The organism is Aquimarina macrocephali JAMB N27 (genome assembly GCF_000520995.1).
Lineage (GTDB): Bacteria > Bacteroidota > Bacteroidia > Flavobacteriales > Flavobacteriaceae > Aquimarina > Aquimarina macrocephali.
Genome location: NZ_JACA01000080.1, coordinates 1 through 7,759, shown reverse-complemented (window position 1 = coordinate 7,759; position 7,759 = coordinate 1). Strand labels below are relative to the sequence as shown.

Below are 7,759 nucleotides of genomic sequence, written 5' to 3'. Positions count from 1 at the left end.
GACTCCACCAAAACCTGAAAAACCCAGGGAATAACTCTTATTTATCCCTGCCAATAGTAGTGCTACAGGAGCTTTTGAATTATTGGCAAATAATGATGAAAAAGGGCTCATCTTTGAAACGGAAGGGGATACCCTTGCACAAGCGTTTAAAAGTGAACATGGAAATTATAGTGATGGGTTAAGAAAAGCATTCCACCACGAACAAATAAGTTACTATCGCTGTACAGCAAGTGAATATGTAGATATTAAAAATCCACAACTATCCGCAGTACTTTCTGGTACAGCAGATCAGGTACTGTCTTTAATGCCGGATGCAGAAAATGGACTCTTTAGCCGGTTTATCTTTTTTGAGATGCAACGGCAAAAACAATGGAGAAACGTATTTGCCAATACTAATGAACACTCATTGGATAACATTTTTGATGCACTAGGTGACCGGTATTTACAATACTATCAAACATTGGAAAGTTTTGGGACCGAAATCAGGGTTCACTTACAACCGCACCAAATAAAGCAGTTCAATACTTTTTTTTAGTAAAGAGTATGATAAATTCCAATTCCTGAAAAAGACAGGGTTGGAAGCTTCTTTATTACGGTTGGGATTGATCTGTTATCGTATGATACTAATCTTCACTAACATTCGATCATTGGAAAACGGCACACTTTCCAACATGCTATCTTGCCAGGATGCTGATATGGAAAATGCTATTGCCATTGTAGACAATTTACTGGCACATACCCAAAAGGTGTATCGGTATTTGCCAGAAAAACAAACCGTACTCTCCAGGGGTAAAACCAAAAAAGAAAGTTTTCTGGATGGATTGCCCACTTCTTTTACTACCCAGGAATATAAGAGCGTAGCTTTACAGCTTCAACTACCAGAAAAAACTACGGAACGTTATATTAACCAATTTGTAGAAAAAGGATATATTGAGCGTATCGGTCATGGTCGATATCTTCATCTACTGAAAAAAGAAGGGTAAATTATTCGACATTTTTTCTAGAAAACCTCAAGTGTTTTTCTTTGGTGGTTTCATTACACTCTATTACTATTTGAGGGTCGCCTTATGGTATACCCTAGTTTAAAGAAATCAGAGATATCTTTACCCTTTTTAGCGATAAGTTTATGAGGTAACTCCATACGTTGTAATCCGTAGTTTTTGCATAATTTTTAGATTGCGCAATTCCTGTTTTATCAATGTCATAAAGTACAATGACTTCTTCGAATCGTGCCTTTAGATTCTCGATCAATTTTACAAGAGGATTGGCAGTTTCACTATTAAAATAGACTACATATTCAGATTGGGCATAGAGCGAGAGCACGTCTTTTTCACCTCCTGTGATAAACACCATGGTTCCGGTTTGTCGTAGCTTATTATATCCAAAGATATAATCCTGTGGTTTGTTGCCTAACCATACAAACCTACAGCGAGATGCTAATGGGATATAGAGTTTATAACAACAGTCACTGATCTTATACCCATAGATAGGATTTTGTTTGGTTACGGTAAAAGTAACTGGATTACCACCATGCTTAGATCTTGTAAAAGGTCGTATAGGGTAGATATTAATTTTTTAAGTAAGGAAGAACTAATTCCATAAGAAAGCCAATACTCAAGATTGTGGAGGCATCCCATTCTTTTTGAAGTTGGATTGTAAAATTATGACTGGTATCTTCTTCAACCAATTGCAAATTAAAATCTTGGTTAAGTATCGAGAGTGCTTCCTGAAAAGTACACTGTTTCAGTTTCATGATTAAATCAGAGGCGCTTCCCTCATCTGTGGTTGCAAAATCTTTATATCTCCAACCCTTATTTTTGGATTTATAAACGCTGAAAAGCAATTCCAATAAGTCCATTATGATCTAGATGTTTCGGATAAGGAATAGCAGGATCAATGATTACGCTATATAAGTTATGCAGATGATTTCGTGTGTATACAAGATTTAAAAACAAAGCAAAGGAAGTTGTTCATAGAATTTGTTTCTTTAAGAGATAAATTTAGATTATTGATGAATAAGGCAAAAAGAGGTGCACAGATCTATAAGCTTTGTAATACTAGTATATGAATTCGTACCAGCCTACAAAAAGGTAGTAAAGGGCAGTACTAGTTAGTTGCAAACAAAATTAGTTGGAATAGATATAAGCGTGATCTTGAAGGTTTAACCAGAAAAATCAAATCTATATCAATGAAAGAATGCCCGGATAGGCTTGCTAAAGGTCTATACAGGATGGCACCAATTATCACTTCACCAACAGTTTACGAAACTTAAAAAGTTAGATAAGTGGATACGAAATCGGATTCGATACTATATATGGAATAATTGGGAAAAGCCAGAGTTAAGCACAATAACTTAATTCGATTAGGAACTAAACATAGACAATCTTAATACTTGGAGTACAACTAGAATGAGAGATTGAAAAGTACCTCAAAACCCTATAAAGGTTACTCCCATTACAATATCCAGACTTGAAAGAAAAGGATGTGTTTCTATGATAGACTATTTAAAAAAGAGAAAAACTTCGATTTGATGAACCATCATTTACGAAACCTGTATTTATGGTTATATGAAAGGTGATGTGGTGATCGTAAGATAGTAACCCATCTACATGATTATAGCAACCCTTTTTTCATATCTTAAGTTGAAGCATTAATTCAAAATGTTTGGTGTCTGTTATTAAACTATGATTTAATGATGTAAAAACGCCAATCATTTTGCTAACATAAATACCCGCATTATACCCCAAATGATATGAAGGAACATCAAAAGTAAGTTCTGCTTCAAATTTATCATGTAATCCGAAATTTAAGCCTGCTTTGTATAATCGATAATAGTATTCGATGACTTGAACTTGAGGTTTTATAAACCAGTCATTTTTTAACAATTGTTTATAGAATAAAAAGTAGTTAATTGTAATTGGATTTCTATATAAGAAATCTTATTTACCTTTAAAGCAGGAGAACTGATATTTTTTAATGCGATTCCAATATTTAGGTTTTTCCATGTATAATAAACGCCTAAATCAATATCAGGATGAAATTTTGTTTCCTGTAATGTTTCAAAATTTATATTTTTAATCTGGTCATATTGAATAGTATTAATGATTCCATTAAACCTTATACCAATCGACAAGGAATGATTTTTAGAAATTTCTAATGGATAACTGTAACCTATAGAAATAATGTTTTGATTGAAAAAGGAATATTGATCAAAAAAGTAATTTAAATGAAAAAGACCTTTTATATTTTTTAATTGCTGACTAACACTTAAGTAACTTTTTGAAAACATAGGGCTTGAAACAGTAGTGTTTGTTTTCCTTCTATTTATATAAACAATCTCTGTTGAGTTCAAAGCGACTTTGGCAGGATTATGAAAAAGATATGTGTGTTCTAAGAAGTTAAAATTTGCTAGAGTTTGTCCTGAAACCTTGTTCACCAATGTTACACTAAACACCAAGAGAATTAAACATTTAATAGATTTCATACCTATAGCTGATTAAAATCTTTTAGTAGGTTTGTTAAATATTCAAAAATTGGTGTGCAATGGTTCCCTCCATATCTATACAAAGTCACATCTGATCCATTATTAAGAAATGAATTGTAGGCGTTTTCAGTGTTAAAATAAGGTACAATATCATCATTTATCCCATGATGCAAAAAGACTTTTGCTTTTGGTGTCCAACCGTCAATCAAATCATTTTCTTCCATGATGGAAATGATTTCTCTATCGTTTCCATTTTCAATATTGTCAATAAAGCTTGATTTAAAAACTTGCGAAGGAATACTTGATGGTAAATTTAATGCCTCTATTGGGTGATTTACTTCAAAATTCCATATTTGGTCTGCCGGCCTGTTAATATTTCCAAATTCGTTCCACACGTGCCCTGCCCAACTATATATACCTAATTCACTCCATTTTTCATCTTTCTTTTTAAATACATCTATACCAAAAGTATCATAATCATAAGGTCCAGCAAAAGGCGCATTGGCGATAAGATTAAATTCGCCATTATATAACTCTTCTAAATATTTTTGTGTAGCTAAAGATGCTACACCGCCTTCTGACCAACCTGCTAAAAAGATTTTGGTAGAATAATTTACACCTAATTCTTTAATCAAACTCTCGGTAGCTCTGAGCATATCCACTGAACTCTCTGCTAACTCATGATGAAAAGTATATGGGTGATTGAGGTGAGCCGTTACATTATAACCAGCATAATCAGGAGCAGATACAATAAACCCATTAGAAGCCATGATGGTACAAAGTAATCTTGTTTCATAAAAATCTGCATATTTTTGAGGAGCTTGACCTTTGAATAAGGAGGGTGCATCATTTATCCCTTCTCCATTTTCGGAAGCGATTGGGATCATCGTTCCGTGGTGGTACTGAATAAGGCTTAAGCTATCTATTGAAGAAGGAACGATTATCAAACCTAATAACTCTACCAAATTATTTTTGTAAAGAGAATTGTAAACAATTGAATAAATATCAATGTCATAGGTTAGAAAATGTTTCCATTCATTTCTATATTCTTCATTAATTTTAGTAATGTTATCAATAGTCATACTTGTCACTTTCGTATAACTTTTTAAGTCACCTCTATTGCCATTTATAGGAATATCTAAATTCTCTTTTGAACATTGGCAAAAAAACTATTAGAAGGATAACAAAAATTAAAAATTTCTTCATGTTTCTTTTGTATTTTAAAATTCAGTACTTGATTGATATTTCTGACTTTTGGTCTTTGTTAAGACACATAGTTTATAAAAGCTAAAAATCATGTTTTTCAATTAATTAGCTTCTTGTCTTGTTCGTTTTTAAGCTGGGAATAAACAATATAACAGATTTAATAAGGATTATTAATGTAGAGCTTATTCTATCCTAATCCAAGTTTCAGTTTCATTAAAGGGCTTTTTGTCTCACCCAAATTTTAAATATCTGCAATCGGTTTCCTTTTTCATCATTTGGTTATTTCAACCAAGTAATTTTTCCGGAGTATTTTCCGTTTTTTTAATAAATCAATGTAACGACTTCTTTATCCGCTAACACATGTTTCTTCCATTTTTGTTCTTCGAGCTTAACTGAATTCAAATAACGACTAAAATTGATGTTGTAATATTTTTCATTTTACCTGTACCTATATAACAATTGTTTTTTATAAAACTATAAGACAAAAGTATCTTAAAACACATAGTATAAATGTGGACTCCTATAATACGAAACAAAAAAAATTCCTTGATTTATCGGTAGTTTATTGTTTGACAAACTTAGATAGAAGTTAGGCTTTATGTTTTTTTTTGAATTCAGTTGGTGTTAGTAAAGTACCTTTTTTAAACGCCTTATAGAACGCAGCCTTACTATTAAAACCAACATCTAAAGAAATCGCAAATATTGTATCTGGTTTTGGTTGAAGTAATTTTGTTTTAGCTTCCTCTATTCTAAATTTATTAATGAAATCCGGAAAGCTCATTTGTGCATTCTGATTTATAGCTTGAGAGATATGATGAATAGATTTATCAAGTCTTTTTGCTATTACATTTAGTTTTAAATCGAAATCTAGGTATAGCTTCTCTTCCCTAACAAGTGTGTAAATTTCATTGTAAAGGTCTGAGGAATCTTTTAATGAAGAATTTGGATATTTACTTTTAGTAGATGCTGGTAAATCTTCGAAATTCCCTGTAAAAGCAAACACTGGAAAATGCATAATTGAATATGCGAAAACAAAGAAGAAAATAGTAATTAGTAATGTCTCAAATTTCATATAGGTCTCATAACTTGCAAACATTGCAGCTTTTTCAACTCTGAAATTCCTTATAATATCACTTATGAAAATTCCTATTTGCAATAACACAAACGCACTAAACACTAATTTCAACCACCCATATCTAAATGATTGAATTTCATCTAAATACATTTTATTAACGGAGATTGTTTTAATTTAAAAAAGGTTAGTATGAATAGTAATATGTTGACTAAAGCTACTAAAAGGTATTCCCAAACAATCCATGTATCATAACCAGAATTTTCCATAAAATTTACATACTCTTTGAATGTTTCGTATTGAAAAAGAGGATATAAAAATGCCCATCTTAAAATTGTGTAACTAACAACAACTGGTAACCACTTTTTAAGATTAATACTTGTATTTGTAAATAAAACAATGAAATAATAAAGAAAGAAACCTAATAAATGTGTAAGTAAATAGGATATATAGCTATAAGGTGTGTCTCCTTCTAAATTAATAGTGAAGTAATAATCTAAAGCCGTTAATGTGTAGACAGAAACTATTGTAGCTAAAACAAATCTAATCTTTTTATCTTTACCTAATCCACCTTTTCTAAACAAGATAAATGTTAACAAAAATACACCTAAAATTAAACTTAACAAAGGTGATATATCTAATATATCCATGTAGCTAAAGTAGTATTTTGAATTCTAAAAAAAATAGTGATTTTTTCCTCTTTGTAGTTTTTATAAAATGTTCGCTACGAAGTGACTTAAACCCTTTAACTGAATAACAACTAGGTTGGTGATATTTGTGTTTTCAATCGTAAAATACATAAAAACAACCTATTTTGTATCTAGTATTAAACAAAATCATGATAGAAATAGTAATATACCCCACTAAAACAAACAAGGATTTCCACTAAAGTTCGATTGGTAGAGTTTACTAAAATTATTTACAAATTAAAAACAAGTGTGTATTACATCTAAAAGCACTTTTTAAGCGAGATTCTTTTAGGTGGAATTCAGTTTACTACTATTACAGGAAATGGTGTTTGTCTGATGCTTTATAAGATGTAGAAGTGCAGTCTAAGATGGTAAAATTAACCCCAGAACAAGCTAATAAAACTATTAAGGGGTTTTTCTTAAATTTGGATGTTGGTTTTGATGCGAAAAGCTTTAGAGAAGCTTGTAGCAAAAAACAAATTAATGTAATGTCTGTGTCGCTCTACAGTATGTGTCTTGTCCTAGAAAAGTCCAAGTCAAATAATAAAGAGGTTGAAAAGTATTACAGTAATAGAGTTATTTCGGTTGCATCTTGAAATCAAGAAGCGATTGTGGAGTGGTTCATTTTGGTCAAGTGGATATTTTATTAATACAGTAAGTAAGTTTGGAGATGATAGTACAATTTCAAAATTTGTAAGAGATCTAGGAATTGAGAAAGATCATAAGATGTTGCATAAGTCTAACCAATTGAAATTGTTTTGATACCTCGTATGCTTGCATCGGGGTAGTTCATTAAACGGTCTAAGTATAATGGGGCAAAATAGTGTTGGACATAATTTTCTGTATTGGGACTCATTACCACATAAACATTGTTTCGCTCTTTATTTTCCTTATCATAGATCAAATTATTCATTAACAACCTTGTTGAATATCGAGCTTGAGATGTATCTAAATCGTCTTGTAGCTACTCAATTTTCATTTTTGCATTCACATACCCCCTAAATATCAAATTGTATTCATCCTCTTTTTCATCAGGATTAGGAAAGAAATCATTCGGTAGGTCAAAATACTCTGCAATACCTTTTCTGTTATGTTGTTTGATAACCTCCAGTTTTATAATCCATATAGCCCTTGACAAGTCATATGCAAAGCTAATGCCAGTATATCTCTTATAGAACTTTGCCGATTTTTCATTAAAAAAACTAATAATTACACAACAACCTTAATTTTTTGCCTACTTAAGTGTTAAAATCATGATAAACAGATAACATAGTACAGTGTTTGGTTATAATAGTATAACCCTAAATG

The 7,759-nt window shown here is 31.4% G+C and carries 10 protein-coding genes; 3 read left to right on the top strand and 7 right to left on the bottom strand.

Going from position 1 to position 7,759, the window contains the following annotated elements:
* The first annotated feature begins 43 nt into the window (after nucleotides 1-43).
* Complete coding sequence (locus tag Z054_RS30710) at nucleotides 44-535, top strand: YfjI family protein (RefSeq protein ID WP_262482465.1); 492 nt, start codon at nucleotides 44-46, stop codon at nucleotides 533-535.
* A gap of 82 nt (nucleotides 536-617) precedes the next feature.
* Entirely contained in the window at nucleotides 618-983 is a 366-nt protein-coding gene (locus tag Z054_RS30705) for a hypothetical protein (RefSeq protein ID WP_152538701.1), read from the top strand.
* Nucleotides 984-1,077: 94 nt separating this feature from the next.
* On the opposite strand, the gene Z054_RS0126970 is transcribed toward Z054_RS30705, so the two are convergent.
* From Z054_RS0126970 to Z054_RS32545, 7 genes are all read right to left on the bottom strand, one after another.
* On the bottom strand, nucleotides 1,078-1,353 hold the full coding sequence (locus tag Z054_RS0126970) for a toprim domain-containing protein (protein ID WP_024773088.1): 276 nt from the start codon (nucleotides 1,351-1,353) through the stop codon (nucleotides 1,078-1,080).
* Nucleotides 1,354-1,567: 214 nt separating this feature from the next.
* The gene (locus Z054_RS0126965; protein ID WP_024773087.1) at nucleotides 1,568-1,858 is read right to left on the bottom strand and encodes a hypothetical protein; all 291 of its coding nucleotides are present in this window, start codon (nucleotides 1,856-1,858) and stop codon (nucleotides 1,568-1,570) included.
* 772 nt (nucleotides 1,859-2,630) lie between these two features.
* Nucleotides 2,631-2,885: a hypothetical protein gene (locus Z054_RS0126960; RefSeq protein ID WP_024773086.1), complete on the bottom strand. Its 255-nt coding sequence runs from the start codon at nucleotides 2,883-2,885 to the stop codon at nucleotides 2,631-2,633.
* Nucleotides 2,879-3,484 carry a type IX secretion system membrane protein PorP/SprF gene (locus Z054_RS0126955; RefSeq protein WP_024773085.1) on the bottom strand — a complete coding sequence of 202 codons (606 nt, stop codon included), beginning with the start codon at nucleotides 3,482-3,484 and terminating at the stop codon, nucleotides 2,879-2,881. Before Z054_RS0126955 ends, Z054_RS0126960 begins: the two co-directional genes overlap by 7 nt.
* A 2-nt stretch (nucleotides 3,485-3,486) precedes the next feature.
* A complete protein-coding gene (locus tag Z054_RS0126950; RefSeq protein ID WP_024773084.1) occupies nucleotides 3,487-4,566 on the bottom strand; it encodes an alpha/beta hydrolase family protein in 1,080 nt (359 codons plus the stop codon).
* Between the two features lie 713 nt (nucleotides 4,567-5,279).
* Nucleotides 5,280-5,915 carry an AraC family transcriptional regulator gene (locus Z054_RS32550; protein WP_241461467.1) on the bottom strand — a complete coding sequence of 212 codons (636 nt, stop codon included), beginning with the start codon at nucleotides 5,913-5,915 and terminating at the stop codon, nucleotides 5,280-5,282.
* The gene (locus tag Z054_RS32545; RefSeq protein ID WP_241461466.1) at nucleotides 5,906-6,412 is read right to left on the bottom strand and encodes a hypothetical protein; all 507 of its coding nucleotides are present in this window, start codon (nucleotides 6,410-6,412) and stop codon (nucleotides 5,906-5,908) included. Before Z054_RS32545 ends, Z054_RS32550 begins: the two co-directional genes overlap by 10 nt.
* 579 nt (nucleotides 6,413-6,991) lie before the next feature.
* Between Z054_RS32545 and Z054_RS31205 the strand changes: the two genes are divergently transcribed.
* Nucleotides 6,992-7,213, top strand: a complete 222-nt coding sequence (locus Z054_RS31205) for a transposase (RefSeq protein WP_084050637.1) — start codon at nucleotides 6,992-6,994, stop codon at nucleotides 7,211-7,213.
* The last annotated feature ends 546 nt before the right edge of the window (nucleotides 7,214-7,759 follow it).